Origin of the sequence: Methylocella silvestris BL2 (assembly GCF_000021745.1) — a bacterium.
Taxonomy (GTDB): domain Bacteria; phylum Pseudomonadota; class Alphaproteobacteria; order Rhizobiales; family Beijerinckiaceae; genus Methylocapsa; species Methylocapsa silvestris.
The window spans coordinates 2,234,156-2,259,446 of the sequence record NC_011666.1; the positions used below are offsets into that span (position 1 = coordinate 2,234,156).

General features: G+C 65.4%; 27 protein-coding genes, 1 tRNA gene and 1 pseudogene. 21 read left to right on the forward strand and 8 right to left on the reverse strand.

Translation table 11 applies throughout. From position 1 onward, the window contains the following. Nucleotides 1–76: 76 nt before the first annotated feature. The 4 genes from chlG to MSIL_RS10535 are packed head-to-tail and all read left to right on the forward strand — an operon-like array spanning nucleotide 77 to nucleotide 4,132. A complete protein-coding gene (gene chlG, locus MSIL_RS10520; protein ID WP_012591071.1) occupies nucleotides 77–1,006 on the forward strand; it encodes a chlorophyll synthase ChlG in 930 nt (309 codons plus the stop codon). Next, entirely contained in the window at nucleotides 1,006–2,373 is a 1,368-nt protein-coding gene (locus MSIL_RS10525; protein WP_012591072.1) for a BCD family MFS transporter, read from the forward strand. The genes chlG and MSIL_RS10525 overlap by 1 nt, the downstream gene beginning before the upstream one ends. A gap of 2 nt (nucleotides 2,374–2,375) precedes the next feature. Further along, on the forward strand, nucleotides 2,376–3,578 hold the full coding sequence (locus MSIL_RS10530; RefSeq protein WP_244406108.1) for a geranylgeranyl diphosphate reductase: 1,203 nt from the start codon (nucleotides 2,376–2,378) through the stop codon (nucleotides 3,576–3,578). Between the two features lie 32 nt (nucleotides 3,579–3,610). Then, nucleotides 3,611–4,132, forward strand: coding sequence for a TspO/MBR family protein (locus MSIL_RS10535; protein WP_012591074.1), 522 nt, complete (start codon nucleotides 3,611–3,613; stop codon nucleotides 4,130–4,132). A 17-nt stretch (nucleotides 4,133–4,149) separates the two neighbouring features. Here the strand turns inward: MSIL_RS10535 and bchO are convergent, their stop codons facing one another. Then, nucleotides 4,150–5,304: an alpha/beta fold hydrolase BchO gene (gene bchO / locus MSIL_RS10540; protein ID WP_012591075.1), complete on the reverse strand. Its 1,155-nt coding sequence runs from the start codon at nucleotides 5,302–5,304 to the stop codon at nucleotides 4,150–4,152. An 83-nt stretch (nucleotides 5,305–5,387) separates the two neighbouring features. Here bchO and MSIL_RS10545 point away from each other — a divergent pair, with 83 nt between their 5' ends. Continuing rightward, complete coding sequence (locus tag MSIL_RS10545; RefSeq protein WP_012591076.1) at nucleotides 5,388–6,908, forward strand: alpha/beta hydrolase; 1,521 nt, start codon at nucleotides 5,388–5,390, stop codon at nucleotides 6,906–6,908. Here the strand turns inward: MSIL_RS10545 and MSIL_RS10550 are convergent. Together MSIL_RS10550 and bchI are read right to left on the reverse strand one after the other, a co-directional pair. After that, nucleotides 6,898–8,661, reverse strand: a complete 1,764-nt coding sequence (locus MSIL_RS10550; RefSeq protein WP_012591077.1) for a magnesium chelatase subunit D — start codon at nucleotides 8,659–8,661, stop codon at nucleotides 6,898–6,900. The genes MSIL_RS10545 and MSIL_RS10550 overlap by 11 nt on opposite strands. Then, on the reverse strand, nucleotides 8,658–9,683 hold the full coding sequence (bchI, locus tag MSIL_RS10555) for a magnesium chelatase ATPase subunit I (protein ID WP_012591078.1): 1,026 nt from the start codon (nucleotides 9,681–9,683) through the stop codon (nucleotides 8,658–8,660). Before bchI ends, MSIL_RS10550 begins: the two co-directional genes overlap by 4 nt. A gap of 129 nt (nucleotides 9,684–9,812) precedes the next feature. Between bchI and MSIL_RS10560 the strand changes: the two genes are divergently transcribed. From MSIL_RS10560 to MSIL_RS20750, 7 genes and pseudogenes are all read left to right on the forward strand, one after another. Then, a complete protein-coding gene (locus MSIL_RS10560; RefSeq protein ID WP_012591079.1) occupies nucleotides 9,813–10,880 on the forward strand; it encodes a phytoene/squalene synthase family protein in 1,068 nt (355 codons plus the stop codon). A gap of 273 nt (nucleotides 10,881–11,153) precedes the next feature. Beyond that, nucleotides 11,154–11,537, forward strand: coding sequence for a DUF3489 domain-containing protein (locus MSIL_RS20745; protein ID WP_012591080.1), 384 nt, complete (start codon nucleotides 11,154–11,156; stop codon nucleotides 11,535–11,537). Between the two features lie 5 nt (nucleotides 11,538–11,542). Beyond that, nucleotides 11,543–12,013: a DUF2924 domain-containing protein gene (locus MSIL_RS10570; protein ID WP_083772304.1), complete on the forward strand. Its 471-nt coding sequence runs from the start codon at nucleotides 11,543–11,545 to the stop codon at nucleotides 12,011–12,013. Then, a complete protein-coding gene (locus tag MSIL_RS21950) occupies nucleotides 12,006–12,647 on the forward strand; it encodes a recombinase family protein (protein ID WP_244406109.1) in 642 nt (213 codons plus the stop codon). The genes MSIL_RS10570 and MSIL_RS21950 overlap by 8 nt, the downstream gene beginning before the upstream one ends. A gap of 11 nt (nucleotides 12,648–12,658) precedes the next feature. Continuing rightward, nucleotides 12,659–12,793, forward strand: a pseudogene (locus MSIL_RS21955) (hypothetical protein); the annotation flags it as partial. Nucleotides 12,794–12,871: 78 nt separating this feature from the next. Further along, the gene (locus tag MSIL_RS21960) at nucleotides 12,872–13,159 is read left to right on the forward strand and encodes a hypothetical protein (RefSeq protein WP_244406110.1); all 288 of its coding nucleotides are present in this window, start codon (nucleotides 12,872–12,874) and stop codon (nucleotides 13,157–13,159) included. Between the two features lie 137 nt (nucleotides 13,160–13,296). Then, the gene (locus MSIL_RS20750) at nucleotides 13,297–13,743 is read left to right on the forward strand and encodes a hypothetical protein (RefSeq protein WP_041367890.1); all 447 of its coding nucleotides are present in this window, start codon (nucleotides 13,297–13,299) and stop codon (nucleotides 13,741–13,743) included. Nucleotides 13,744–14,237: 494 nt separating this feature from the next. On the opposite strand, the gene MSIL_RS10585 is transcribed toward MSIL_RS20750, so the two are convergent. The 3 genes from MSIL_RS10585 to MSIL_RS10595 form a co-directional block, all read right to left on the reverse strand. After that, a tRNA-Gln gene (locus MSIL_RS10585) sits at nucleotides 14,238–14,312 on the reverse strand. A gap of 94 nt (nucleotides 14,313–14,406) precedes the next feature. Continuing rightward, complete coding sequence (locus tag MSIL_RS10590; protein WP_012591082.1) at nucleotides 14,407–14,904, reverse strand: hypothetical protein; 498 nt, start codon at nucleotides 14,902–14,904, stop codon at nucleotides 14,407–14,409. Between the two features lie 42 nt (nucleotides 14,905–14,946). Next, nucleotides 14,947–16,254: a homoserine dehydrogenase gene (locus tag MSIL_RS10595; RefSeq protein WP_012591083.1), complete on the reverse strand. Its 1,308-nt coding sequence runs from the start codon at nucleotides 16,252–16,254 to the stop codon at nucleotides 14,947–14,949. A 287-nt stretch (nucleotides 16,255–16,541) separates the two neighbouring features. Between MSIL_RS10595 and MSIL_RS10600 the strand changes: the two genes are divergently transcribed. The 3 genes from MSIL_RS10600 to radC are packed head-to-tail and all read left to right on the forward strand — an operon-like array spanning nucleotide 16,542 to nucleotide 18,380. Next, on the forward strand, nucleotides 16,542–16,778 hold the full coding sequence (locus MSIL_RS10600) for a hypothetical protein (RefSeq protein ID WP_148213069.1): 237 nt from the start codon (nucleotides 16,542–16,544) through the stop codon (nucleotides 16,776–16,778). A gap of 55 nt (nucleotides 16,779–16,833) precedes the next feature. Then, entirely contained in the window at nucleotides 16,834–17,667 is an 834-nt protein-coding gene (gene map / locus MSIL_RS10605; protein WP_012591085.1) for a type I methionyl aminopeptidase, read from the forward strand. Next, entirely contained in the window at nucleotides 17,664–18,380 is a 717-nt protein-coding gene (gene radC, locus MSIL_RS10610) for a RadC family protein (protein WP_012591086.1), read from the forward strand. Before map ends, radC begins: the two co-directional genes overlap by 4 nt. A gap of 30 nt (nucleotides 18,381–18,410) precedes the next feature. Here the strand turns inward: radC and MSIL_RS10615 are convergent, their stop codons facing one another. Continuing rightward, nucleotides 18,411–18,707, reverse strand: a complete 297-nt coding sequence (locus MSIL_RS10615; RefSeq protein WP_012591087.1) for an usg protein — start codon at nucleotides 18,705–18,707, stop codon at nucleotides 18,411–18,413. Between the two features lie 374 nt (nucleotides 18,708–19,081). On the opposite strand from MSIL_RS10615, the gene MSIL_RS10620 reads away from it, so the two are divergent. Then, entirely contained in the window at nucleotides 19,082–20,164 is a 1,083-nt protein-coding gene (locus MSIL_RS10620; protein WP_012591088.1) for an alpha/beta fold hydrolase, read from the forward strand. A 44-nt stretch (nucleotides 20,165–20,208) separates the two neighbouring features. Here MSIL_RS10620 and MSIL_RS10630 read toward each other — a convergent pair whose 3' ends face one another. After that, entirely contained in the window at nucleotides 20,209–20,736 is a 528-nt protein-coding gene (locus MSIL_RS10630; protein ID WP_012591089.1) for a flavin reductase family protein, read from the reverse strand. Nucleotides 20,737–20,988: 252 nt separating this feature from the next. Here MSIL_RS10630 and MSIL_RS10635 point away from each other — a divergent pair, with 252 nt between their 5' ends. The 5 genes from MSIL_RS10635 to MSIL_RS10655 are packed head-to-tail and all read left to right on the forward strand — an operon-like array spanning nucleotide 20,989 to nucleotide 25,272. Then, the gene (locus tag MSIL_RS10635; protein ID WP_012591090.1) at nucleotides 20,989–21,906 is read left to right on the forward strand and encodes a branched-chain amino acid ABC transporter permease; all 918 of its coding nucleotides are present in this window, start codon (nucleotides 20,989–20,991) and stop codon (nucleotides 21,904–21,906) included. Nucleotides 21,907–21,912: 6 nt separating this feature from the next. Continuing rightward, nucleotides 21,913–23,283, forward strand: coding sequence for a high-affinity branched-chain amino acid ABC transporter permease LivM (gene livM, locus MSIL_RS10640; RefSeq protein WP_012591091.1), 1,371 nt, complete (start codon nucleotides 21,913–21,915; stop codon nucleotides 23,281–23,283). Further along, on the forward strand, nucleotides 23,283–24,203 hold the full coding sequence (locus tag MSIL_RS10645; protein ID WP_012591092.1) for an ABC transporter ATP-binding protein: 921 nt from the start codon (nucleotides 23,283–23,285) through the stop codon (nucleotides 24,201–24,203). The genes livM and MSIL_RS10645 overlap by 1 nt, the downstream gene beginning before the upstream one ends. Further along, the gene (locus MSIL_RS10650; RefSeq protein WP_049768148.1) at nucleotides 24,200–24,949 is read left to right on the forward strand and encodes an ABC transporter ATP-binding protein; all 750 of its coding nucleotides are present in this window, start codon (nucleotides 24,200–24,202) and stop codon (nucleotides 24,947–24,949) included. Before MSIL_RS10645 ends, MSIL_RS10650 begins: the two co-directional genes overlap by 4 nt. After that, on the forward strand, nucleotides 24,949–25,272 hold the full coding sequence (locus MSIL_RS10655; protein WP_012591094.1) for a DUF6867 family protein: 324 nt from the start codon (nucleotides 24,949–24,951) through the stop codon (nucleotides 25,270–25,272). Before MSIL_RS10650 ends, MSIL_RS10655 begins: the two co-directional genes overlap by 1 nt. Nucleotides 25,273–25,291 lie beyond the last annotated feature (19 nt).

Below are 25,291 nucleotides of genomic sequence, written 5' to 3' on the forward strand. Positions count from 1 at the left end.
TGACGCATGATGTTGGTCGCAAGAAGTCTGCAACATTTAGGCGTCGCGCTCCAGCGCAAACTAAACGGCGGACCGTATGACCATCGAACTGCCACATGGCGACGAAGCCAGCGCCGCAACAGCTCTGCCTCGCCCCGGGGCGGTGCTTGAACTGCTGAAGCCCGTCACCTGGTTCCCGCCCATGTGGGCGTTTGGTTGCGGGGTCGCCTCGCAGCCTGGCCCGGTCGGCGCCAGAATTGGCGTGATCCTCTCCGGGATCGTGCTAGCGGGACCGCTTGTGTGCGCGACCAGCCAGGCTGTCAATGATTGGTTCGACAGACATGTCGACGCCATCAACGAACCTGGCCGTCCGATCCCGTCAGGACGCGTGCCGGGGCGTTGGGGCCTCGGCATCGCCTGCGGCTGGACCCTTCTTTCTCTGTTCGTCGCCGCGCTGATCGGGGTTTGGGTTTTCGTCGCCGCCGCGCTTGGGCTTGCGCTCGCCTGGGCCTATAGCGCTCCGCCGCTGCGGCTGAAGCAGAATGGCTGGTTCGGCAATAGCGCCTGCGCGCTCTGCTATGAGGGCCTCGCCTGGGTCACGGGCGCCGCGGTCATGGCCGACGGCGCCTTGCCGGACTGGCGGATTTTCATCATCGCCTTTCTCTACAGCGCCGGCGCGCATGGCATCATGACGCTGAATGATTTCAAATCCGTCGAGGGCGACCGCCGGATGGGAATCGGTTCGCTGCCTGCGCTCCTCGGCGTCGAGCGGGCGGCCCGCGTCGCCTGTATTTTCATGGCGATCCCGCAGATCTTCGTCGTCGCCCTGTTGACGCTTTGGGGGTGCCCGGTCCACGCCATCATCATCCTGCTGGCGCTGATTGCTCAATGCCTGCTGATGCCGCGGCTGCTTGAAAATCCCCGCGCGAGGGCGCCCTGGTACAATGGGACCGGCGTCACGCTTTATGTTCTCGGCATGCTTGTCAGCGCCTTCGCCTTGCGCTCCATTCTGGCCGGAGGCGCATAATGAACGCGGGGCTTGGCTGGCTCAAGATCATGCGGCTTGGCCTCGTGCAGGCCTCCCTCGGCGCCCTCGTGGTACTGACGACCTCGACCATGAACCGCGTGATGGTGGTCGAACTCGCCTTGCCCGCGATGCTGCCCGGCGCGCTTGTGGCTTTGCATTATGCATTGCAGGCGCTGCGGCCGCGCTGGGGGTATGGCTCGGACCTTGGCGGCAGGCGCACGCCGTGGATTGTCGGAGGCGTCGGTCTGCTTGCTCTTGGCTGCGTCGGCGCCGCGCTCGCCATCTGGCTGATGGCGATCAATCTTGTCCTCGGCGCGGCGCTCGCAGTCATCTGCTTTGCCTTGATCGGCGTCGGCGTCGGCGCCGCCGGCACCTCCCTCCTGGCGCTGCTGGCGGCGGAGACCGCGCCGGAGCGCCGCGCGGCGGCGGCGACTATCGTCTGGATCATGATGATTTTCGGCTTCGTCGTCACGACCGTCAGCGTCGGACATTGGCTCGATCCCTATACGCCGGAGCGGCTCCTCGCCGCTGCCTCTTGCGTCGCTGCGGCGGCGATCATCGTCAGCGCGCTCGCCATGTGGCGGATCGAGCCGCCCCGGAGGCCCTTTACAGGACGGTTCGTTGAGAGCAAGCCGCCCGCGATGCCGTTCCACCACGCCCTCGCGGATGTGTGGTCCGAAGCAGAAGCACCTCGCTTCACTATCTTCATTTTCGTCTCGATGCTCGCCTATAGCGCGGAAGAATTGATCCTCGATCCGTTCTCCGGCGCAATATTCGGCTATTCGCCAGGCGCCTCGACAAAGCTCTCAGGCGTGCTGCATGGCGGCGTGCTCGCTGGCATGATCCTTGTGGCGCTGGCAGGAAGCGGATTTGCCGGAAAGCGGCTGCAATCGCTACGCGGATGGTCGATTGGCGGCTGCATCGGATCGGCGCTCGCGCTGATCTCCCTCGTCTTCGCCGCTCTTTCCGGCGGAGACTGGCCTCTGCGGACCTCGGCCTTCGCGCTTGGCATGGCCAACGGCGCTTTTTCGATCGCCGCGATCGGTTCGATGATGAGTCTCGCCGGACTCGGACGTCCCGGTCGCGAGGGCGTCCGCATGGGGCTTTGGGGCGCCGCGCAGGGACTTGCGTTCGGGCTCGGCGGACTGTGCAGCGCGGGCGCGAGCGATTTTTTCCGCGCCATATTCGCCTCGCAGGGATCAGCCTATGCGCTGGTTTTCGCAGCGGAGGCCGTCTTGTTCCTGTTCGCCGCCGCAATCGCCGCGAGCTTGCAGGCGAACGCGCCGGGACAAAAAACGAAGGCGTCCGGCTTCAATTCCTTTCGGACTCTTTCTGGCGCGGCGCCGAGGGCCGTCAATCAACGGTGAGCATGATGAAAGAGCTTGAAACCTTTGACGTCGTCGTGGTCGGAGGCGGCCCTTCAGGCGCTACCGCCGCGCATGATCTCGCCTGCGCCGGGCGCAAGGTTCTGCTGCTCGACCGGGCCGGCCGCATCAAGCCCTGCGGCGGCGCGATCCCGCCGCGCCTCATGCGCGATTTTGACATTCCAGCTCACCTTCTCGTCGCCCGCATCAATTGCGCGCGCATGGTGTCGCCTTCCGGCAAGCGCGTCGATATGCCGATCGAAGGCGGCTATGTCGGCATGATCGATCGCGAAGTCTTTGACGAATGGCTGCGCGCGCGCGCCGAAGCCGCGGGCGCCCTGCGGCGCACGGGCGCGTTCGAGCGCTTTTCGCGCGGCGAGGACGACGTCGCCATTGTTCAATTTCGCACGCGTGACGCGAAGGGCGCCGAGACCTTCGAGCGCGTGCGGGCGCAAAGCGTGATCGGCGCGGACGGCGCCCTCTCGCTCGTCGCGCGGCAGGCGGTTCCGCACGCCGGCCAGCCGAAATATGTGTTCGCCTATCACGAGATCATCCGCTCTCCGGAGAAGCGGAGCGAGGATTACGATGCGGCGCGCTGCGACGTCATCTATCGCGGCGCGATCTCCCCGGATTTCTATTCCTGGATTTTTCCGCATGGCGCCACCGCCAGCGTCGGAACCGGAACGGCGCGCAAGGGCCTTTCGCTCAAGGATGCCGTGAAAACGCTGCGGCAGGCGACAGGGCTTGGAGGCGCCGAGACGCTGCGCCGGGAAGGCGCCCCCATTCCGCTGCGTCCGCTGCGCCGCTGGGACAATGGCCGCGACGTGGTTCTTGCCGGAGACGCCGCAGGCGTCGTCGCACCGGCCTCGGGCGAGGGCATCTACTACGCCATGGTCGGCGGACGCTACGCCGCCGAGGCGGTCGAAGCGCTTCTGGCGACGGGCGACGCGCGGGCGCTGAAACGCGCCCGCAGCCGCTTCATGAAAGAGCACGGACGAGTGTTTTGGATTTTGGGAATCATGCAATATTTCTGGTACGGCAGCGATAAGAGGCGCGAAAGCTTCGTCAAGATCTGCGAGGATCGCGACGTTCAAAGGCTGACATTCGACGCCTATATGAACAAGCAGCTGAGGCGCGCCGACCCGATGGCGCATGTGCGCATCTTCTTCAAGGATCTCGCCCATTTGTTCGGCCTGGCGCGCGCATGAGCTGGACAGTGGGGCGAGACGCGGACCAACAGATGAGCGAGCCTCTTGGCCAATCGTCGGCGGGTTTCCCGCGCTGGAAGCCGGTCCTCGTCGCGGGCCTTGCCGGCGCGCTTGTTCTTTTTATCGGCGGCACAATCACCGACATCGGGCCCTGGTATCACAGCCTGCGCAAGCCCTCCTGGCAACCGCCGGACTGGCTGTTCGGTCCGGCCTGGACGGTGATTTTCATTCTCGTCACGCTCGCCGCCGCGAAGGCGTGGCAGGGCGCGGGCGGGCGCGAAAACCGCCACTGGGTTCTCGGCCTCTTCGCCCTCAACGGCTTCCTCAACATCATGTGGAGCGTGTTCTTTTTCCGGCTTCAACGTCCGGATTGGGCGCTTCTCGAAGTAGCGTTGCTGTGGCTTTCGATCCTGATGCTGATCGTGTTTTTCTGGCGGCGGACGCAGGCCGCGAGCCTGTTGCTCACGCCCTATCTGGCTTGGGTCAGTTTCGCAGCGGCGCTTAACCTTGCGGTCGTCATGCTTAACGGCGCCGGCGCCGCGCATGTCTCATAGGACGCCATATGGCCGATTTATTTTCGAGCGGGCGCCTCGCCGATCTGATCCTGATCCTGATGGCGGGCGAGGCGGCGTTTTTTCTTCTGTACCGGCGGGCCGGCGGCGGGGGCTTCCTGTTGAACCTCCTGTCCGGCTTTTGCCTGATCCTCGCACTGCGCGCCTCCCTGTCCGGCCTGTGGTGGGGCTGGATGGGGATTTTTCTGGCCGCGGGCGGACTTGCCCACGCCGCCGACGTGGCGCGCTGGTGGCGCAGGCGGGAAAACGGAAGGAGCTAGCGACGCTGACCCGGCCTGATACTGTTCGATCGCCGCCACGATGAGGTCGAACGCTTCTTCCGGACGCTCCTCATGCAGAAGATGACCGCCGCGGCGCAGGATGATCTTGCGCGATCCCGGAACGAGGCCGGCGGCGGCGTGGGCGTCCCTGACCGGTATCGCGCGATCATCCTCAGTCGCGACAAGCACGAGGTGGGAGTCGAGCCGCGGCAGGTCGCGCCGCAAGCTTTTGAGATCCCAATGCGCCATCATGCCGAGCGTCGCGCCGACGTGGCCGGCATTACGGAACAGACGTGCGTAGAACTCGACGCCGCGCCTGTCGAGATGGGCGCCGACGTTTCTGAGCGTGCGCTCCACCGAGCTCCGGTCCGACGCCAGCCACGCGAAAAGTCTTGGCGCTGGAATGAGCGTGTTTTTGAACATCATTTTCGCCAGCGGCGAAAACACCCGGCCGGCAAAGCCGTCGAACGGCAGCAGCGCGCCATTGAGGCTGAACAGGAGCCGCGGCTCGATCGCGCGCTCAAGGCGCATGCGGCACAGGATCGCCGCCCCCGCCGAATGGCCGGCGGCATATGTTGGGTCCACGTCCAGCGCGGCGACAAGGGACGAGACCGCTTTGGCCATGCCGTCCGTCGACATGTCGCGCGGGCGAGGCGCCTGCGTGAAGCCATGGCCGGGAAGGTCGGGCGCGACGATCGTAAAACGGCGCGCCAGCAAAGGCGCGAGATCGCGCCACGAATGCGTCGAGGAGCCCGCGCCATGCAACAGCAGCAGAACAGGGCCATCGCCCATTATTTGCACGTGCCAGCGCAACTCTCCGGCCGTGACGAAGCGGCTCGTCGCACGGTTCGGCCAGTCGGCGCCGTCCTTGTCCCAGTCCAGTCGGTCCGACACCGCGCTTCAGCCTCCCGCATCGCCGCGAGGCCAGCCTGCATCATCCGCGATCATTCGCCAAATTCCCGCGCCCGACCCGCCGCATGATGAAGCCGGACGGGATCATCGCCGCCCTTGCGTTCACGGCCATTGTGGTCGCCCTGACGCATCTGTTCGGTTTCCGCGCCGACCTTGACGTCGAACGAACCAGCGTCGCCGGGACGCCGGTGACGATCTTTCGCAAGGCGGGCGACGGCCCGGCCCCGGCCGCTGTCATCGCGCATGGATTTTCCGGCTCGCAGCAGCTGATGGAGCCCTTCGCCGAAACCCTGGCGCAGAACGGCTATGTCACTGTCACTTTCGATTTTCTCGGACACGGCCGCAACCCCGCCGCCCTGCCCGGTGGCCTCACGGATCAGGAGGCGAGCATGCGCGCGCTGCTCGCCGAGCTTGGCGCGGTCGCCGATTTTGCGCGCCGGCTGCCCGCCAGCGACGGCCGCCTCGCCGTGCTCGGCCATTCCATGGCGGCCGATATCGTCGTGCGCTACGCCAATGAAAATCCGGCTGTGGCGGCGACAGTCGCGCTGTCGATGTTCTCGCCGGAGGCCTCGGCGCGCTCACGCAATCTTCTCGCCATTACCGGGGCGCTTGAGCCGGGGGCGCTGAAAGAGGAAGCCCTGCGCGTCGCGCGCGACGCGGCGCCGGGCGCCGCCAAAGAGCGCGTGACCTATGGCGATTTCGCGGACGGGTCAGCGCGGCGGATCGCCTTCGCGCACGGGGTCGAACATATCGGCGTGCTCTACAGCGCCGAGAGCATGACCGAGGCGCTCTCGTGGCTGAACGCGGCCTTCGCGCGCCATGGCTCCGGCTTCATCGAGGCGCGCGGCGCCTGGCTCGGCCTGCTGTTTCTCGGTCTCGTCCTGCTCGCCCGCCCTTTGACGCGCCTCCTGCCGCAGGTCGCGACATCGCCGGTCGGGCGCGGATTGCGTGGCCGCGCCTTTGCCCTTGCCGCTATCGCGCCGGCCGCGCTGACGCCGCTCATTCTCTGGAAAGCGCCGACAGCATTCCTGCCGCTTCTGCTCGGCGACTATCTTTTATTGCATTTCGGCCTTTACGGCCTCCTGACAGCGGGCGCACTGGCGCTGGCGCCGGCGCCGGCGAAAACGCCCTCTGGCGGCGTGATCGTCTCCAAGGCCCGGCTGGCGCTCGCCGCCGCGCTCGTCGCAGCTTACGCCTGTGGCGCGATCGGCCTCGCGTTCGATCGTTTCGTCACTGCGTTTTTTCCGCTTGGCGGCGCCCCTCTGGCGCTCGCGCTCGCCTGCGGCACGCTGCCGTTTTTCATCGCCGACGAATATTTGACCCGCGGCCTGGCGGCGCCGCGCTTCGCCTATGCGCTGACCAAAATCTGCTTTCTCATCTCCCTCGCGCTGGCGATCGCGCTCAACCCGGCAAGGCTCTTTTTTCTCATCATCATCGCGCCGGTGATTTTGATTTTCTTTGTCATCTTCGGGTTGATCAGCGGCTGGACTTACCGGCAGACCAATCATCCGCTGCCCGGCGCGCTGGCGCTAGCGGCGGCCTTCGCCATGGCCATCGCCGCCGTCTTTCCCGTCGTCAGCCCGTGAACCGCGCCGGCGGGCGGCGCGCCGCCTGCGCCAGTGCGGACGCATCGGCGAACGGTAGCGGCAGATAGCGCGCGTTCATTTCCGCCGCGAGCCGCTCGGCGTCGGGCTGGGGCCGCGGCGAAATATCGATCAACGCCGCCTCGAGGCCGGCCGCGCGGGCGAGCCGTGCGGCGTCGAGCGCGTCTTCCTTTGCCCGTTTTCGTCCGGCCGCCATGCCGCCGGCTGAAATATTTGCGGCGCCGTCCGTCATCAGGACGATGAAGGGCGAGCGGCCCTTGCGCTTTTCGTCCTCCGCAAGGCGCACCGCAGCAGTAATTCCATCAGCAAGCGGAGTCGCGCCGCCGCCCGGCATGTCCGAGAGACTTCGTTTGGCGCGAAGCAGCGAACGCGTCGGCGCCAGCAACAACTCCACGCGGTCGCCGCGAAACGCCAGCAATGCCACTTCATCGCGGCGGACATAACATTCGGCGAGAAGCAGTTCGACGGCGCCCTTGGCTTCCGCCAGCCGGTTCAGCGCCGAGGACCCCGACGCGTCGACCACAAAAATTGTTACGGTCTGCGAGCGCTGTTTGACGCGCGTGACGCGAAAATCCTGACGCTCGATCGGCAGGCGCCCCTCGCCTCCGGCGCGCGCGCCGCCGCGGAGCTTGCGCCAGGGCGCGGCGGCGCGCAGCGTCTCGATGACGTTGAGTCGCTGTCCGTCTTTCGGCGCGCCCTCGACGGCGCCGGCGGGGCGGCCACGCAGGCCTGACCGTTTGACGCCGCCGGATTTGCCGCCAGAGCCGCGCGGTCCGCTGGAGGCGCGCTGCAGGCGCTCCATCATGCCGGGCGGAACGGCGGCGCGGGCCGCCTCGACGACGAGTTCTTCGGCCGATGGATCGACAGTCTCACCGTCGCTATCGGGCGGCGCATCGCTGTCGCCGTCATCCTGTTCCGGCGCCTGCGGCGGATCGTCGGAGGATGGCGAGGTTTGCGCGCGCGGCGCAAGCACCAGGGCGGCGGCACAGGCCGCGTCCGCGGTCGAAACCTGTGTCCGGCCGGCAAGCGCCGCCGCCGCCCTGGCTGATTGCGCGGCAAGCAGCAGCGCGCGCAGCGATTCAACGCCGAGGGCCATCGCCGCGGCGTTGAGATGCGCGATCGTCGCCGCATCGATATCGACGGCGCCCAAGCGCGCCCGCGCCGCCGCGATGTCCGCCGCGGTCCAGGGCGGCTCAATGAAGTCGCGGAGCGCATGCTCCGAAAGGTCCACGAGAAAGCCGAGGCGGTCGGTCAGCGCGGCAGGCGCGCGCTCATCGTGGGAGGCGCCTTCATCCAGCGCCACGACGCCGAACCGCGCGGGCGCCTTCAGCGCCAGGCCGTCGCGCTCGATGCTCACTTCCGCCGTGTCGAGCGTTGCGGCGATGCGCGCAGCCGCGACGGGTTCAAGGCGCTCGGCCATGGCGAGCAGGATGATTCCGCCGTCGCTTTCGGCAAGCAGGCCGCGCTCGGCGACGGGACGGCCGAGACGCAGAGTTTCGGTGAGATCAAGGCCGCCGAGAAGGCGGCTGTCCGGAACGCCGATCGGAACGCGGCGTAGCGGCGTTGCTTCTGGGAGCAGGCGGGTCAGCCAGGACAAAAACGCCTCCCGCGCGGGCCCGCTCCTGGCGCGAAGCACGATCCCCCGCAGTCCAGCCGGATCGATTGCGAACAGCGCCGCGGCCAGCAAGGGGTCGCGCCATGTGTCGCCGCCGCCGCAGGCGCCAGTCTCGCTCACGCCGCCGCCGGAAGTTCGCTCATCGCCCGCTCGACGCGCCGCGTCGAGCCGGATTCGTCCAGCGGATTGCGCCGCAGCCGGTGCCGCAGGGCGGCGGGCGCGATCTGGCGCAGATGGTTTTCCGTGACGCTCAACGAGCCTTCGAGCGCGGCGATGGCGCGTGCGGCGCGGATCAGCGTCAGCTCGCCGCGCAACCCGTCGGCGCCGAGCCGCATGCACAGCCGCGCCGCCCATTCGATCACGGCGTCGGGCGCCTCAACGGCGGCGAGCCGCTTGCGCGCGCCGATGATTTTCGCGCGCAGGCGCCGTTCTTCCTTGCGCCAGAGCGCCGCGAAACCTTCGCGGTCGCGGTCGAAGGCCTCGCGCCGGCGCACCGCCTCGACGCGCGATTTGACGTCGGACGGCGTTTTCACCTCGACCATGAGGCCGAAGCGGTCGAGCAGCTGCGGCCGCAACTCGCCCTCTTCTGGATTTCCGCTGCCGATCAGCACGAAACGCGCTGGATGGCGCAGGCTGAGGCCCTCGCGCTCGACGAGATTTTCGCCGGAGGCGGCGACGTCGATCAGGAGATCGACGAGGTGGTCCTCGAGCAGATTAACTTCGTCGATATAGAGAAAGCCGCGATGGGCGCGACAGATAAGCCCCGGCTCGAAGGATTTTTGTCCGAGCGTCAGCGCCTTTTCGAGATCGAGCGCCCCGACGAGCCGGTCCTGCGTCGCGCCGAGCGGCAGATCGACCACCGGCGTCGGCGAAAACCGGGTCTTCAGGCCGCCGGCCGCCTTGCGGGCGCGGCAGGCGGGGCAAAGCTCGGCGCTGGATGGATCGCAGCCGTAGCGGCATCCCTCGACAGTGCGGATCGGCGGCAGCAGCGCTGCCAGCGCGCGGACCGCGGTCGATTTGCCGGCGCCACGATCGCCGAAGACGAGCACGCCGCCAATGGTCGGGTCGACCGCGGCACAGATAATGGCAAGTTTTAATTCTTCCTGCCCGACGATCGCCGTGAAGGGGAAGGCAGTCGGCATTTGCGCCTCCATTGGCCTCGATCGCCGCAGCTGCGCCGAAAGGAATGCCATTTGCTGTCAGCAAAAATGTACGTTACCGTATGTCAATTAAAATGTACACCGACGTAAACCATCTGGGGGAGAGTTTCGATGGCATTCGGGCTTGAGGCTGTGACCGCCACGCATGAAATCGCGACCCTGCCATGCGCCCAGTCCGCGTTTCACCCGGAGGCCACGCGCCGGGAGCGCGCCGCCGCGCCGGATGAAATTGTCCTCCTCGCGCGCGAGCGGCTGAAAAAAGGGTCCACCAGCTTTTTCAAAGCCGCCCGCCTATTTCCCAAGAGCCAGAAGGCGAGCGCGTTCTTGCTCTACGCCTGGTGCCGCCATTGCGACGACGAGATCGACGGCCAAATCCTTGGAGCCGCGCCAGACATAACACGCCCACCCTGCCAACGAAGCCTTGAGGCGCGCGAGCGCACGCTCGCAACTTTGCGTGAAAAAACCGTCGCCGCGCTCGCTGGACAGGCCGACGAGCCGGTCTTCGCCGGATTGCAGCGCGTCGTCGTCTCTCATCAAATTCCCCACCGCTACCCGCTCGACCTTATCGAGGGCATGGCGATGGATGTGCGCGGACGAAGCTACGCCTGCCTCGAGGATACGTTGAGCTATTCCTATTACGTCGCTGGCGTCGTCGGCGTGATGATGGCGACAATCATGGGCGTTCGCGACCGCGCGACGCTTGAGCGCGCGTCGGACCTTGGAATCGCCTTTCAGCTCACCAATATCGTCCGCGATGTCGTCGCCGACGCTGCGCTGGGCCGTTTTTATTTGCCGCAAAACTGGCTCGACGAAGAGGGCATTCTTCCTTGCGAAATCGGCGAAAGAGGTCATCGCGAGAAGGTGTTCCGTATTTCGGCGCGGCTCCTCGATGTCGCCGACGACTATTACAGATCCGCGTTGATCGGCATCGGGCGCCTCCCGTTTCGTTCGGCCTGGGCGATTGCTTCCGCCCGGCGGATCTATCGCGGGATTGGAGAGGCGGCGCGCGCAAGGGGGGCCGCCGCCTGGGACCGTCGCGCGCGCGCCGGAACAATCACTCAGGCTTCGGGGATTGCGCTCGGCGCGGTGGAGGCCGCGGTCCTCGTATCCCTTCGCGGCCGCAGCGAGCGAAAGCCGCGGCTCGGCCTCTGGACGCCTTCTCATCTGTGGACAAGTTGAACCGAAATCGGCAGGCCCTCCTAAGCTTCTAGGTTTGCCACCACGATCGCCTTTCCGAATACATGAATTCATGGCGATCGCCTTGCCGCTATCCGAACTGCGGAAGGAGTGCCGACGTCACAAAGGAGTGGACTCCCACGGCAAGAGAGCATCACTGTCGACAACGACGCAGGCCCCTTGGCCTGGATGATCCTTCCCCGCTGGCGATGCTGCCATTGCGGGGTCGCGGTGGTGACGGCGCGCGCCGTCCCAACGCAAAGAGGATCCTCGAAAATGTCGCACAGCAAATCCAAGCCCAACACCGCTTCGCCGAAAGCCGTTCGGGCCCCTGCGGTCTCCGCCATCGCTCCCATTGACGTCAAGGACGAAGCCGCGGCGTTGGTCTCGCCCAGTCTGAAGCCTACGGCGTGCGCGGGAACGAAGCAGGATGCGGTGGTCGCAATGCTCAGGCGGCCGCAAGGCGCGACCCTTGCCGCCATCATGACGGCGACAGGCTGGCAGCAGCACTCGGTTCGCGGCTTCCTCGCGGCCGTGGTGCGCAAGAAGCTCGGACTGAGGTTCGCATCTGACAAGACGGGCGATGCCAGAACCTATCGCGTCGTGGCGCAGGACAGCGCCCCGCCACGCAAGGAAAAGACGCGCCGGAAAGCGGCGTGATGGGCATGTCACGGACCTCGTTCGATCGCGCCGCGTTCAAAGCCGAGGTCGAGCGCTTTCGCGCGCTCGGCCTCGAGGCGTTGCGACAGGAATGGCGCCGCCTCTGGCGCAGCGAGCCGCCGCAAATCAGCCGCGACCTGTTCGTTCTGGCGCTCGGCTACAGGATCCAGGAAATCGAGCATGGCGGGCTTGGTCAAGCGGCCCGGCGCAGGCTTCAAACGCTTGGCAAGGCCTTGCGTGAGAAAGGTCGAGCGGTTCCGCCGCCAGGCTCGGATCTGAAGCCCGGCTGCCGCCTGATCCGAGAATGGCATGGCCGCAGCCATAGCGTCACCGTGCTGGAAGATGGATTCGAATACGATGGCGAGACCTATCCCTCGCTGACCCAGATCGCCAAGAAGATCACCTCAGCGCATTGGTCCGGCCCGCGCTTCTTCGGCTTGCTGCCGGCGAATGGCGACGGAGGGCCACATGCGTGAGGGGATCCCGGGACGAGTTAGCAAAGGTAAGCGCTGCGCGATCTATACCCGCAAATCGACGGAGGAAGGCCTCGATCAGGCCTTCAATTCACTCGACGCCCAGCGCGAAGCCTGCGCCGCCTTCATTCTCTCGCAAAAGCACGAGGGCTGGATCGCCGCGCCGAGGCTTTATGACGACGGCGGCTATTCCGGCGGCACGATGGAGCGTCCGGCTCTGAAACGGCTGATCGGCGATATCGAAGCCGGCGAGATCGACGTCATCGTCGTTTACAAGGTCGACCGGCTGACCCGGGCGCTGTCCGACTTTGCAAAGCTCGTCGATGTGTTCGATCGGCGCGGCGTCTCCTTCGTGTCGATCACCCAGCAGTTCAACACCACGACCAGCATGGGCCGGCTGACCTTGAACGTGCTTTTGTCCTTCGCCCAGTTCGAGCGCGAGGTGATCGGCGAGCGGGTGCGCGACAAGATCGCCGCCTCCAAGAAAAAAGGTATGTGGATGGGCGGCATGCCGCCGCTGGGCTATGACGTCAAGGACCGCAGGCTGGTCATCAACGAAGCCGAGGCGCAGCTTCTCGTGCGTATTTTCGAGCGTTATCTTGCGCAAAATCGGTTCACGCGCTGCGCGCGGAGCTAACGGATATCGGTATCGGCAGCAAGCGGCGCATCCGGGCCGATGGTTCGGAATATGGCGGCCAGAGTTTTTCGCGCGGGGCGCTGTACGCGCTGCTGCAGAACCGCCTCTACCGCGGCGAGATCAGCCACAATGGCGAAGTCTATGCGGGCGAGCATGCGGCGATCGTCGATGCTGAGCTTTGGAGCGCTGTTCAGGCGACGCTCGCCGCCAATCGTGTGGGTCGCGTGACCGGCGTTGGCGCCAGGTCGCCGAGCCTGCTCGCCGGCATGGTCTTCGACGAAAAGGGCGAACGGCTGACCCCGACCCACGCCGTCAAGAAGGGCGCGCGCTACCGCTATTATGTGTCCGCCTCGCTTGTGAGAGGGGAAAGAAGAGGCTCGCATGGCCGGCACATTCCTGCCGGCGATCTGGAAACGCTCGTGATCGGCAAGCTGCGCGACTTCTTCGCTGACGGCGGATCGATACGCGACGCCTACGCTTGCCAGGATGACGTCGCGACGACTGCGGCCTGATCGAAGCCGCCCGTCAGATCACTGAGGACCTTGGCGGTTCCGCGCCGCAGGCAATCAAAGCGATTCTCGCCGGACTGCAGTGCCGCGTCGAAGTCGGACTCGATCGTCTCAACATCATGCTCGCCCGATGCCGAGTCGTGGCGCTGCTTGTGGGAACGACTGATCCCGACGCGCAGCGCCGCGCGCCGGCGCCGGCCCGCGAGGATCTCCTCACGCTCTCATCGCCCGCAGCGCTCAAGAGGGTCGGCCGCGAAATGCGCATGCTGATCGAGGGCGTCGCAGAGCAAACCGATCCCGATCCAAGCCTGCTGCGCATTCTAGTTCGGGCGCATCGCGTCCAGGCTCGCCTCAACCAGAACCCCAATCTGGGCGTACGCGACATCGCGCTGGAAGAGGGCGTGACGGCGCCACACCTCTATTCGATCCTGCGCGTGCCATGGCTCGCCCCGGACATCACGACGGCGATCGTCAACGGCAGACAGCCGTCCCACCTCACCGCCAAATCGCTGACGCGGCTTCTGCCGCGACTGCCGGCTGATTGGGCCGAACAAAAAAAGCTTCTGGACTTCCGCGAGACCGCATGACGATCGCGCTGGCGCGCAAGGGTCTGAATCGCGCAGACCGCGCCAATTCGAGTACGGCGTCGCGCCTTTGATCGACCCTCAATGTAAGGCGTCCCGACAACGCATGCGCGGCGGCGAACGATGGTCGCGAGCTCCTGACACGCGAACTGCGCTTAGGGTCGAGGCCCGCCGACGATCGATCGAAGTGCGGGGCGCGCCAAGCCGACAAGCTCTGGAGCGATGCTGGTCCGACCACACCGTGACGATCGCCTGCCCCTTTCCTCTGGCCGGAAGCCCCTCCGCGACGGCGCGCGGGACGCCGCTCGTTAGCGACAGAGCAGTGAATCTCAGAACGGCCGTGCAGAGAAAATGAGGCGGCAACAGGCGACAACGACGTCCAGAATCGTCTCCGTTGGAGAGCGTGGTTCCAAGCGCGCCCGCAACGCCCATATTTCGCGGCAGGATTCGCACTGCGCCAAAACCATAAACATTTTCAATATCAATGTGTTAAACACTGGCTGGGGCGGGAGGATTCGAACCTCCGCATGGCGGAATCAAAATCCGCTGCCTTACCGCTTGGCGACGCCCCAAAATGCCCCGCTCGGCGAACCGCCGCGGCGGCAGGACCATAGAGCGAGGCGCCTTGCGCCGCAACCCGGCCGAACCCTTGAAATCCGCACGGCGTCAGTTCGGGATAATTTTCGGATCGCTCCCGCCGCGCCCGGCGAGCAGCCAATAGATCCATCCGGCGAAAGCGCCCGTCAGAAAGAAGACGAGGGCAAAGCGCAGTTCTTCCGGGCTCGCCGAGACCGCGCGGGAGGTCTGAAAGGCGGCGCGGGCGATCCAGGGAGCGGCAGCGGCGATCAGCCCTGTCGCGCCGACATACCAGAGCGCGGAGCGCACGCGCGCGACCTCTCCCACGGCGACGACCAGCGCCAGCGGCGCGACGCAAACGGCCACCGCCGCCGTCCAGACGAAGCGCGCGAGCTCCGCCCCCGCCCGCGCGGAGCCGTCGTCATCGCTTGAGCGCGCCAGCAGATAGAGAAGATAATCGGCAAAGGCGGCGCCGGTCCGGCGCAGCGCCGGATCAAGCGCCGCAGCGATGGGCAAAAAAAACAGCGCCGCGCCGATCGCGACCACCGCGCTGAAACAGACAATGAGCGTCCTGCGCACCCCGTTCATGCCGAAAACCTTCGAGAAGCGCCGTCGCCGCCAGACATCGGCCTATTCACGTTCGATCCGGATGAATTGCGGCGCCAGCGCCACGAAGCCGTCGGCGACGACCGCCTCGAGCGCGGCGCGGATGGTCGCTTCATGCGTCGCATAGGTGATCAGAATGACCGGCACGGCCCCCTGCGGCTCGGCATGGACGCCCGGGCGGCGGCGCTGCACGATGCTTTCGAGCGAGATGTCGCGTTCGGCGAATCTGGTCGCGATCGCCGCCGCCGCGCCAGGCCGATCGAACACCGACAGCCGCACATAATAGCCGCCGAGGTGGAGCTGCATCGGCGCGATCTCGGCCTTGACCAGCTCGCCGACCGGCAGGCCGAAAGGTTTCGAGCGGACGCCGCGGGCGATGTCGGCGATATCCGCGACAATGGCGGACGCGGTCGCCTCGCCGCCGGCGCCCGGCCCGACCAGGGTCAATTCATGCACGGCGTCGGCGTCGATCGTCACCGCGTTTGTAACCCCCATCACTTGCGCGATCGAAGACGTTTTCGGGACCATCGTCGGATGCACCCGCTGTTCGATGCCGTCCTCGGTGCGCCGCGCGACGCCGAGCAGTTTGACCCGATAGCCGAGTTCGTCCGCCGCCTCGAGGTCGGCGAGGGTGATCGACTGGATTCCTTCGACCGCGATGGCCTGCGTATTGATCGCCGTTCCGAAGGCGAGCGATGTCAGAATGGCGAGCTTATGCGCCGTGTCGAAGCCGCCGATGTCGAAAGTCGGGTCGGCCTCGGCATAGCCGAGCCGCTGCGCCTCCTCGAGGCATTCGGCGAAGCTCAGCTTCTCGGTCTCCATCCGGCTCAGGATGTAATTGCAGGTGCCGTTCAAAATGCCATAGACGCGTTCGATGGAATTTCCGGCAAGCCCCTCGCGCAGCGTCTTGATGATCGGAATGCCGCCGGCCACGGAGGCCTCGAACGACAGCGCGACGCCCTTTTCCTCGGCGATCCCGGCGAGCCGCATGCCATGGGTCGCCAGCAGCGCCTTATTCGCGGTGACGCAGGATTTACCGGCGAAAAGCGCCGCCTCGACTGAGGCCAGCGCGACGCTTTCCGCGCCGCCGATCAGCTCGACGAAAATATCGATGTCCCCGGAGCGCGCCAAAACGACCGGGTCGTCGAACCATTTGGCCGCAGAAAGATCAACCCCGCGATCGCGAGCCGGGTCGCGCGCGGAGACGCCGGTCACGACGATCTCGCGCGCGGTGCGGCTGGTGAGAGCCTCGGCCTGGCGGTCAAGAAGGCGAACGACGGCCGCGCCTACGGTGCCAAGGCCGGCAAGTCCAATACGAAGAGCAGAAGGCATGAAAGGAAGAGCCGTAAAAGGAATGGGTGGGAACGCGACAGGCGCTGGCGATCCGATGCGCCTCGCCCGGGAACGGTTTCAGAGCATGACGCCGAAAAGCTGGAGACTTTTCGAAACCGGCATTATGCTCCAACTGTTGGAATCGATCACATTTCATAATTTTGGATCGTTACGGTCCAAAACCTAGTGATCTAAGGCCAATTGTGCCCCGGGTTCCCCGATCGAGGCTGGAGCGGATGGGCCGGACCTTGCCCGTTTTCTTGGAATCGATCAAGAGTCCTGCGCCGATGAGCAATCCGACCGGGGAAATTGCAAAAAAAGCGGCGGCGCTTGCGTTTATGCGGGCGCGGCCGCAAGATTTGGCGGAATTTGTGTTGGCTGGAGATTGCTCGATGTCCGCGGCTCTTCCACTTCTCGCCAGTTTGGCTGGCCTCATCTCGCTCCTGATCGGAGCGATGGCCAGCCGCGCGCGGCTGACGGCGCAGCCGGCCGCCTTGCATCGCCGTGGCAACCGCTTAAATTAATCCAGTAATCCAGCTTGGAGCCAACGGGCAAGACGCCCGGCGGCGGGAATTTGCTATGACATTCGTGGACGCCGTAGAAGTCGCGGGCCGCAAGGCCGGACACATAAAGCTGCATGGGGAAGACGCCTTCGAGGGCATGCGCCGCGCCGGACGGCTCACCGCCGAAGCGCTCGACATGCTGACCGAGCATGTCAAGCCCGGCGTCACCACCGAGTTTCTCGATGAGCTCGTGTTCGACTTCGCCATGTCGCATGGCGCCTATCCCGCGCCGCTCGACTATCGCGGCTACCGCAAATCGATCTGCTCCTCGATCAATCATGTTGTCTGTCACGGCATGCCGGACCGCAAGCCGCTGAAAGACGGCGACATCGTCAATATCGACGTGACGCTCATCGTCGACGGCTGGCATGGCGATTCGAGCCGCATGTATATCATCGGCGAGGCGCCGCGCCGCGCCGAGCGGCTGATCGAAGTCACCTATGAATCGCTAATGCGCGGCATGGCCGTCGTGCGCCCCGGCGCCACCACCGGCGATATCGGCGCGGCGATCCAGGATTACGCCGAGGCCGAGCGCTGCTCCGTGGTGCGCGATTTCTGCGGCCATGGGCTCGGCCGGCTGTTCCACGACGAGCCCAATATCCTCCACTACGGCCGGCGCGGCGAGGGCGTGATGCTCCGCCCGGGCATGTTTTTCACGATCGAGCCGATGATCAATCTCGGCCGGCCGCAGGTGAAAATCCTGTCCGACGGCTGGACGGCGGTCACCCGCGATCGATCCCTCTCCGCCCAGTTCGAACATTCGATCGGCGTCACCGAGACCGGTTATGAGGTCTTCACCCTGTCGCCGAAGGGACTGAACCGGCCGCCCTATGCGCCAGCCGCGGCGTGAGCGGCAAGAAGGCCGGCGCGCAGCTGGCTGAGGGCGCCCCGCCGCCGCATTATCTCGGCCACAGGGACAGGCTGCGGGAGCGGTTTCGCAAGGCCGGCGCCGAGGCGCTCGCCGATTATGAGCTGATCGAGCTGATTTTATTCCGGGCGATCCCGCGGCGGGACGTCAAGCCGCTCGCCAAGGCGCTGATCGCCCGTTTTGGCTCCTTTGCCGAGGTCGTCGCGGCGCGGCCCGAGCGTCTTGCCGAGATCGAGGGGCTTGGCGATGCGGCGATCGTCGAATTGCGGATCATAGAAGCTGCGGCGCGTCGTCTCGCCCGATCCTCGATCGCAAAGCGGCCGTCAATGTCGAGCCTGCCCGCCGTAATCGATTATTGCCGCACGGCGATGGCCTTTCTGGATCGCGAAGAATTTCGCATCCTTTTCCTCGACAAGAAGAATTTTCTTATCGCCGATGAGGTGCAGGGCGTCGGAACGGTCGATCACGCGCCGGTCTATCCGCGCGAGATCATGCGGCGCGCTCTCGAACTTAGCGCCTGCGCACTGATTCTTGTCCACAATCACCCGTCGGGCGATCCCGAGCCTTCGACGGAAGATATTTATCTGACGCATCAGATCATCGCGGTCGGCAAGCCGCTGAAGATCACGGTGCATGACCATCTGGTCATCGGCAAGCACGGCCATGCGAGCCTCAAGGAAATGCGGCTGATTTGAGCTGAAGAAACGAGCGCGATGCCTCGCCCCTCAATTCAGCCGAAACTCGCCGTCGACGGTTCTGAACTCCGCCGGCCGGATCAGCTTGGCGTGGGCGACCCGGACGCTGTGTAGCGGTCCCTCCAGTTTCTCGGTCCAGAAATTCAGGAATTTGTTCAGCGTCGGGAAGTTGGGCGCAAGATCGTAGTCCTGCCAGATATAGGACTGCAGCAGGCGCGGATGATCCGGCAGACGATACAGGATCTCCGCCGTGGCGAGGCCATATCCCGCCATCTGCTTGAGGAAATCCGTGGAAACTTTGAGCTCGACCTTTCTGGCTTCAATCATTGCGACGAACCTCCAAGTCTGCAACGCAGGCGGTCAGCCCGTTGCACGCATCTTGACGCTCCGAGGCGCTTCCTCACGTTCCCTCATTGAACGCCTGTCATCTTAATGTAGCGTTGCGTTCAAAAATCCTACTCAGCAATCCTTGTGCCGCGCTTGAGCGTAGCCATTACCAAACAGAAACCGCAGCGGATCGCGCCCGCATCCTTCGTCTCAACGAGAGCAGCGCCATCGCGCTCGGGATCGCGAATGGAAAAATGCAAAATCATCGTGATCTGCCGCCTGTAAATTGACTGATAGTTTAGCGACAATCGCGCCAGCGGCCAGAGCCCCTTTGCGGCTCCATCTCGGCCGATCGACGAGGCGAGAGGAGAGCCATGAGCGAGATCATCGTTGCGGGCGAGCCGTTCAATATCCGTCTTGACGGCGACGCGGATGCGCCGGTTCTCATCCTGGCCCATCAGCTCGGCGGCGCGCTCCAGGTCTGGGATCGCCTCGCGCCCGCCCTGAGCGAGCGCTTCCGCGTGCTGCGCTATGATTCGCGCGGCCATGGATCGAGCGTCGCCAACCCTGGGCCCTACTCGATCGCCGGGCTGGCGCGGGACGCAATCGGACTTCTCGACGCGCTGCAAATCGAAAAAGCCCATTGGATCGGCCTCTCCATGGGCGCGATCGTCGGCCAGGCCGCGATGCTGCTGGCCCCAGCCCGCATCGGCCGCGCCGTGCTCGCCAATACGGCGGCGCAACTCGGGACGCCCGATTTATGGAACGCGCGGATCAGCGCGATGCGCGCGGACGGCGGCGCGGGCATAGCGTCGGCGACGCAGGAGCGCTGGTTCACGCCGGAATTTTGCGAGGCCGAACCGGCCGCCGTCAAAGCCGTCATGGATGATTTCCGCGCGACTCCGGTCGAGGGCTATGCGTCCGCCTGCGGCGCGCTGCGCGACGTCGATCTGCGCGAAGCTATCCGGTCCATCAGCCATGAAACCTTGGTGATCGTCGGCGCGCGCGACCCATCCGCGCCGCCCGCCCTTGGCGCCTATGTCGCGAGCGTCATCGAGGGCGCGAGGCTCGTGACGCTGGAGACCTCGCATATTTCTCCGGTAGAGGATGTAGAGGGTTTCCTCGAGGCGACGCTCGAATTTTTGACCGCGCCCGAACCCGTCGCCCGGCCGGCGCTGGCCGCGGGCAAGACGGCGCCACGGCGCAAATCGCTGCAGCGGGTGCTGGCCGGCCGCGCGCCGGCGAAAAAAGCTCCCGCCAAAAAAGCCGCGGCCAAGAAGGCTCCGGCGAAAAAGGCGCCGGCCAAGAAATCCGCCGCGAAAAAAACTGCGCCGAAAAAAAGCGCGGCCAAAAAAGCCGTTTCCGTCAAGAAGGGGACGAAGAAGCCGGGCGGGTCGCGCCGCAAAGGCGCCCGCGGATCGCTGCGAACGGTCCGCGCCAGCAAACTCAAACAATAATTTGAGGCGCAGACCGCTTGCGACTCCTCAGTCTCAGCGTGGAATTAAAGCGTGCGATAGCCGCGGTGGACATAGGCGAGCGAATGGGCCGCCGGGCCATAGGCGACCGCCTCGACGAGGCCGATCATGACGATATGCGTCCCGACCTCTTTGGCCTCGACCAGCCGGCAATCGAAGGAGGCGACCGCCGCGTTCAGCACCGGGGCGCCAGTCGAAAGCCGACGCCAATCGCCGCGGGCAAAACGCTGCTCGAGCGTGTGATCGCCGCGCCCGGCGAAAACATCGGCCAGCTCCCGATGCTCGGGGGTGAGCGTGTTGATGCAAAACACCCCGTTCTCGATCATCCGCCCCGCCGAAGCCGAGACTTTGTTGATGCAAAACAGAAGCATCGGCGGATCAGCCGAAATCGAGGCCATCGACGTCGCGGTAATGCCGCCAAGGCCCGCCGGCCCATCCGTCGTCACGATGTGGACCGAGGCCGCGACGCGGCTCATCGCCTCGCGAAACCTTGCCGAATCAGGCGCATGGCCAACCGGGGCGGCGATGGCGGCGCCATCAAAAATTTCGGCCATAGAGTTGCAGACGCTCCTTTTGCCCTAAGGACTTTTGCGGCGGACCGCGGCGGGAAAGCCCGCCCCGCGGTTCACCCATAACAAAAACAAGGTGATAAGCAAAATAGACGGCTCCCACGGGAGGCCCCCGGGCGGCGCCGCCCTTGCAAGCGAAGACGGCAGGACGCAAAGTCCGCGCGTCACGAACCTTTCAGAGATCAACAGAAGATCGGCACGCCTGCCGCCAATCTCAAGGAGCAACCGACGCCGCCCATGGAAATCTTCCTGCAGCAACTCATCAACGGCGTCACGCTTGGCTCGATCTATGGGCTGATCGCCATCGGCTACACCATGGTGTTCGGCATCATCGGCATGGTCAATTTCGCGCATGGCGACGTCTTCATGCTGTCGGCCTTCATCGCGCTAATCCTGTTTCTGGCGCTGACCCAGCTGCTGGGCCTCACCTCCGTCGCCTTCGCCTTCGTGATCGTGCTGTTCGCCGGCATGGCGCTCACCTCGCTATGGGCCTTTGTGATCGAGCGGATCGCCTATCGCCGTCTGCGCGGATCCTTTCGCCTCGCGCCGCTCATCTCGGCGATTGGCATGTCGATTTTTCTCTCAAATCTCGTCTATGTGCTGCAAGGGCCGCGCAACAAGGCGCTCCCGCCCATGTTCAACGATGTGATCCGGCTGAGCGAGGGCGGCGCCTATGACGTCACGCTCTCGGTCAAACAGATCATGATCGTCTCGGTGACCGCCGTGCTGCTCGCCGGATTCTGGTTCATCGTCCAGAAGACATCTTTCGGCCGGGCGCAGCGCGCCTGCGAACAGGACGGACGCATGGCCGCCCTGCTCGGCGTCGACGTCGACCGGACCATCTCGCTGACCTTCGTGATCGGCGCTGCGCTCGCCGCCGTCGCGGGGGTGCTCTACATTGTCTATTATGGCGTGATCAATTCGGGCGACGGCTTCGTTCCGGGCGTCAAGGCCTTCACCGCCGCGGTGCTTGGCGGCGTCGGCTCCCTGCCCGGCGCCGTTCTCGGCGGCCTCCTGATCGGCCTCGTCGAAACCTTCTGGGCCGCCTATTTCTCCAGCGACTACAAGGATGTCGCCGCCTTCTCGATTCTGGTCGTCACCTTGATTTTCATGCCCTCGGGCCTGTTCGGCCGCCCCGACGTCGAAAAAGTATAGGCGCGCATGCAAAGCTCGCTGACGCCGGCCCGCTCCCGCTCCCGCCTCAAAGACGCCCTGACCGGCGCGGCGATCGCGGGCGCAATCATGTTCGGGCTATGCTTTCCCATCCTCGCCTTCCGGACCGATCAGAATTTCTCCAACGAACTCTATCTTCTGAGCCGCTGGCCGGCGGTCGCCTTCGCGGTCGGCGCAGTCTTCGTCCTGCGCTTTGCCATGCTGATGCTGCCGCCGCGCGAGCCGCGCCCGCAAGCTCCGCCCTCGCCGGCGCGGGCAGGCGCCTTGCAAAGACTGGCGCGCTATGCCGGCGCCGTGGGAATCCTTGCGCTGATCGCCTTTCCGCTGGTCATGGTGGCCCTGCTCGGCCCCGCCGGAGCGCAGAAATGGATCGATAATTTCGGCGTCCAGATCCTGCTCTATGTGCTGCTCGGCTGGGGACTCAATATCGTCGTCGGCCTCGCCGGGCTGCTCGACCTCGGCTATGTCGCCTTTTACGCGGTCGGCGCCTACGCCTATGCGCTGCTCGCCACCCATTTCGGCTGGTCGTTCTGGCTTTGCCTTCCCGTCGCGGGACTTCTGGCCGCGGGCTTTGGCGTCGCGCTTGGACTTCCCGTGCTGCGCCTGCGCGGCGATTATCTCGCCATCGTCACAATGGCCTTTGGCGAAATCATCCGCCTCGTCCTCACCAACTGGACGGCGCTGACCAATGGCGACGCAGGCATCAGCTCGATCCCGCGCATCACCTTTTTCGGCTGGCCTTTTATCGCCGGGCCAAACGGCTTCGCCGCGCTGTTTGGCCTGAAATTCGCCCCCGTGCACCGCCTGATCTTCCTCTTTTATCTCATTCTGGCGCTGGCTCTTTGCGTCAACTATCTGACGCGGCGCCTGCGCAAGGCGCCGCTCGGGCGCGCCTTTGAGGCCCTGCGCGAAGACGAGATCGCCTGCCGCTCGCTCGGGGTCGACACGGTGGCGACGAAGCTCACGGCCTTCGCGCTCGGCGCCTCGATCGCCGGCATGGCCGGGGCGCTGTTCGCGGCGCGGCAGAATTTCGTCTCGCCGACGAGCTTCACCTTCATGGAATCTGCGACGATCCTGGCGCTTGTCGTGCTCGGCGGCGCGGGCTCGCAGCTCGGCGTCGCGCTGGCCGCGATCGTCATCATCGGCGGCTCGGAAATTTTGCGCGAGCTCGACGGACTGAAGCAGATCTTCGGCCCGGCATTCGATCCGACGCAATATCGCATGCTGATCGTCGGCATCGCCATGGTCGGCATGATGAACTGGCGCCCGCGCGGCCTGATCGCCTTGCGCACGCCTTCGATTTTCCTGAAAAAACCGAAGCTTGTCGTCGGCGCGCTGGCGGGAGAGGGCCGCGGCTGATGGCTCGCGACAACGCGCCCCTGCTCATTGTCGATCAGTTGACCATGCGCTTTGGCGGCCTTTGCGCCGTCGACGCGCTCGATTTTAGCGCGAGGGGCGGCGAGATCACCGCCTTGATCGGTCCGAACGGCGCCGGCAAAACGACGCTCTTCAACTGCGTCACCGGCTTTTACAGGAGCTGCGCCGGCCGCATCGCGCTGGCGCGGCCCGACCCCGATTCGCCCGGCGCCTTTCGCGCCGACTGGCGCGAGGAGCTGGCGGAGCTGACGCGCTCGACGCGCCGCTCGGCGCGGATCAAAGGAGGCGAAATCTTTCTGCTCGAACGCATGGCCGATTTCGAGATCGTCAAACGCGCGGGCGTCGCGCGCACCTTCCAGAACATCCGCCTCTTTCGCGGCATGACCGTTCTCGAAAATCTGATCGTCGCCCAGCATAACCGCCTGATCGGACCGGCGTTCGACATTGCCGGGCGGTTTGGCTTCGGCGCCTATCGCGGCCGCGAACGCGCCGCGCTGGAGACGGCGCGCTTCTGGCTCGACCGCGTCGGCCTCATTGCGCGCGCCGACGAGGCGGCGGGCGATTTGCCCTATGGCGCGCAGCGGCGGCTCGAGATCGCCCGCGCCATGGCGACCGCGCCGACGCTGCTCTGTCTCGACGAGCCTGCCGCCGGACTGAACCCGCGCGAATCGCATGAGCTGACCACGCTGCTCCTCAGCCTGCGCGACGATCACGACGTCTCGATCCTTATCATCGAGCACGACATGTCGGTGGTCATGGCGATTTCGGACCATGTCGTCGTGCTCGATCACGGGGTCAAGATCGCCGACGGGACGGCGCGGGACATCCGCGAGGACGAGGCTGTGATCAAGGCCTATCTCGGCGTCGCCGACGAGGCGGACATAGCTGCGATGGGCGCATGAGCGGCATGATGAACAGCGGGCCGGCCGCAAAACCTCTGCTGTCGCTGCGCGGCGTCACCGCCTATTATGGCGCGATCATCGCCTTAAGGGGCGTCGACCTCGACATTCGCGAGGGCGAGATCGTCACCCTGATCGGCGCAAACGGCGCCGGCAAGACCACCTTGATGATGACGATCTTCGGCAATCCGCGCGCGCGGGACGGCGAGATCCGCTTTGCGGGCGAGGACATCACGCGGCTCGACACCCATAAAATCGCGCGTCTCGGGCTCGCCCAGTCGCCGGAAGGGCGCCGGATTTTTCCGCGGATGAGCGTCTATGAAAATCTGCAGATGGGGGCCGGCGTCGACGGCGGCGGTCATTTTTCCGAGGATCTCGAGCGAATCTTCGCCATTTTCCCGCGCCTCAAGGAGCGGGCGGGCCAGCGCGGCGGCACCCTGTCGGGCGGCGAGCAGCAGATGCTGGCGATCGCCCGGGCGCTGATGAGCCGTCCGCGGCTTCTACTGCTGGACGAACCCTCGCTCGGCCTCGCGCCGCTCGTCGTCAAGCAGATTTTCGAAGTGGTGCGCGACCTCAACCGCCGCGAGGGTCTGACGGTCTTTCTCGTCGAGCAGAACGCCTTTCACGCGCTTTCGCTTGCCGACCGCGCTCATGTCATGGTGAATGGCGCCATCACGCTCTCGGGCGCCGGCCGCGAGCTTTTGGCGCGGCCGGAGGTGCGCGCCGCCTATCTCGAGGGCGGAGCCTGATGGAGGGAGCCTTTTCCGACAGCCGCAGCCTGATGATTTTTTTGGCGCTCAGCGTCGCGCTCGGCGGGGCTGCGGCCTTCAGCGCCGGCCGCGCCCTTGCCATCGGCTGGCGTCCGCTCTGGCAAGGCGTCTTTTACGCGCTCGGCGTCGCCGCGGCGGTGCGCTTCCTTCATTATGCGCTCTTTGCCGAACCGCTGCTTTCGCCGGCGCGCTTTGGCCTCGACAGCGCCACGGCGCTGATCTTCATGCTGGCGGGCTTTTTTTGGACCCGGCGGCGGCGGATGAAACTGCAATATGGCTCCATCCTTTCCCGCGGCGATTGAGAATTCAGGGATACAGCAG

Coding starts and splice junctions, on each gene's coding strand:
- MSIL_RS10595 (WP_012591083.1), bottom strand. CDS start 16,254: ATGCCTTCTGCTCTTCGTATTGGACTTGCCGGCCTTGGCACCGTAGGC.
- MSIL_RS10525 (WP_012591072.1), top strand. CDS start 1,006: ATGAACGCGGGGCTTGGCTGGCTCAAGATCATGCGGCTTGGCCTCGTG.
- chlG (WP_012591071.1), top strand. CDS start 77: ATGACCATCGAACTGCCACATGGCGACGAAGCCAGCGCCGCAACAGCT.
- MSIL_RS10560 (WP_012591079.1), top strand. CDS start 9,813: ATGGCATTCGGGCTTGAGGCTGTGACCGCCACGCATGAAATCGCGACC.
- map (WP_012591085.1), top strand. CDS start 16,834: ATGACATTCGTGGACGCCGTAGAAGTCGCGGGCCGCAAGGCCGGACAC.
- MSIL_RS10570 (WP_083772304.1), top strand. CDS start 11,543: ATGTCACGGACCTCGTTCGATCGCGCCGCGTTCAAAGCCGAGGTCGAG.
- MSIL_RS10615 (WP_012591087.1), bottom strand. CDS start 18,707: ATGATTGAAGCCAGAAAGGTCGAGCTCAAAGTTTCCACGGATTTCCTC.
- MSIL_RS10545 (WP_012591076.1), top strand. CDS start 5,388: ATGATGAAGCCGGACGGGATCATCGCCGCCCTTGCGTTCACGGCCATT.
- MSIL_RS10620 (WP_012591088.1), top strand. CDS start 19,082: ATGAGCGAGATCATCGTTGCGGGCGAGCCGTTCAATATCCGTCTTGAC.
- MSIL_RS10645 (WP_012591092.1), top strand. CDS start 23,283: ATGGCTCGCGACAACGCGCCCCTGCTCATTGTCGATCAGTTGACCATG.
- MSIL_RS10530 (WP_244406108.1), top strand. CDS start 2,376: ATGATGAAAGAGCTTGAAACCTTTGACGTCGTCGTGGTCGGAGGCGGC.
- MSIL_RS21950 (WP_244406109.1), top strand. CDS start 12,006: ATGCGTGAGGGGATCCCGGGACGAGTTAGCAAAGGTAAGCGCTGCGCG.
- MSIL_RS10635 (WP_012591090.1), top strand. CDS start 20,989: ATGGAAATCTTCCTGCAGCAACTCATCAACGGCGTCACGCTTGGCTCG.
- MSIL_RS20745 (WP_012591080.1), top strand. CDS start 11,154: ATGTCGCACAGCAAATCCAAGCCCAACACCGCTTCGCCGAAAGCCGTT.
- livM (WP_012591091.1), top strand. CDS start 21,913: ATGCAAAGCTCGCTGACGCCGGCCCGCTCCCGCTCCCGCCTCAAAGAC.
- MSIL_RS10655 (WP_012591094.1), top strand. CDS start 24,949: ATGGAGGGAGCCTTTTCCGACAGCCGCAGCCTGATGATTTTTTTGGCG.
- MSIL_RS10650 (WP_049768148.1), top strand. CDS start 24,200: ATGAGCGGCATGATGAACAGCGGGCCGGCCGCAAAACCTCTGCTGTCG.
- MSIL_RS10590 (WP_012591082.1), bottom strand. CDS start 14,904: ATGAACGGGGTGCGCAGGACGCTCATTGTCTGTTTCAGCGCGGTGGTC.
- MSIL_RS10630 (WP_012591089.1), bottom strand. CDS start 20,736: ATGGCCGAAATTTTTGATGGCGCCGCCATCGCCGCCCCGGTTGGCCAT.
- MSIL_RS10535 (WP_012591074.1), top strand. CDS start 3,611: ATGAGCGAGCCTCTTGGCCAATCGTCGGCGGGTTTCCCGCGCTGGAAG.
- MSIL_RS10600 (WP_148213069.1), top strand. CDS start 16,542: ATGAGCAATCCGACCGGGGAAATTGCAAAAAAAGCGGCGGCGCTTGCG.
- bchI (WP_012591078.1), bottom strand. CDS start 9,683: ATGCCGACTGCCTTCCCCTTCACGGCGATCGTCGGGCAGGAAGAATTA.